This is a genomic window from Candidatus Symbiopectobacterium sp. NZEC135, from assembly GCF_025962695.1.
On sequence record NZ_JAGFPF010000740.1, the window covers coordinates 1 to 992 of the forward strand.

Genomic DNA, 992 nt, shown 5'->3' on the forward strand with positions numbered 1-992 from the left:
GGTTACAGACCACGTTCCGTCAACTCCCGCCGTTCTCGCTTTAACGCGTCACACTCGTCCGCCGAGCCGCCAGCGCACGCAGCAATACTGCAAGGGTGGTGCCATTGTGCAGCAGGGCGCTGCCGCCCGGCGACAACCCGCCCAGCGCCGCCGTCAGCATAATGCCGCTGTTGACCCATTCTGTCAGGGCAATATTGCTGTGTACCAGCTTCATCGCTTCCAGCGCCAGTTCACGCGCCAGCACCACGCCGTGCAGGCTGTCCTGCATCAGTACCGCATCCGCCGCCTGCTGCGCCAGCTCGGTGCTCTGGTTCATCGCCAGTCCGACATCCGCCTGCGCCAGCACCGGGGCATCATTGACACCATCGCCGATAAACAGCACGTTGCGGCCCTGCTGTTGCAGTGCCTGAACCACATCCACCTTACTCTCTGGTGTGCATTCAGCCACGCATTCATCCATCGCTAACGCGTTAGCCAGTTGCTGCGCCTTTTCAACGCGATCGCCAGTCAGTAACACGATGCGATCGATCCCCGACTGACGCAGTTGTGCGATCACCTCGAGTGCTTCCGCCCGCACGTTATCCTGTAAGCCAATCATACCAACCAACCGTTCATCAAGGCTGATGAACAGCAAATGGCACCCCTGCTGAGCCAACGCGCTAATCTCGGCCTCGTACGGTGAGAACACAACCTGATAGTGCGCTTCGAGAAAATGGCGGCTGCCGATCGCCATGCGATGACCATCCAGTTCACACAGCAGACCGTGTGCAATCACATACTCTACTTCGCCGTGGTTGATATGGGGCAACGCATGGTGGTGCGCCGACGCCACCACCGCTTTCGCCAACGGATGGTTGCTGTGTTCCTCAACTGAGGCCGCGATCGCCAGCAGGCGCTCCGCCCAGGCCCGCTCCGGATCGAAACTGACCACTTCCGTCACCTGCATATCACCGTGCGTCAGGGTGCCGGTTTTGTCGAACACCACCGTATCG

At 60.2% G+C, this 992-nt stretch carries 1 protein-coding gene; it reads right to left on the minus strand.

Translation table 11 applies throughout. The annotated features are described in order from the left end of the window. Positions 1-40: 40 nt before the first annotated feature. Positions 41-992: HAD-IC family P-type ATPase (locus J5224_RS30115; RefSeq protein ID WP_264628723.1), on the minus strand; the 952-nt coding region annotated here is incomplete at its 5' end.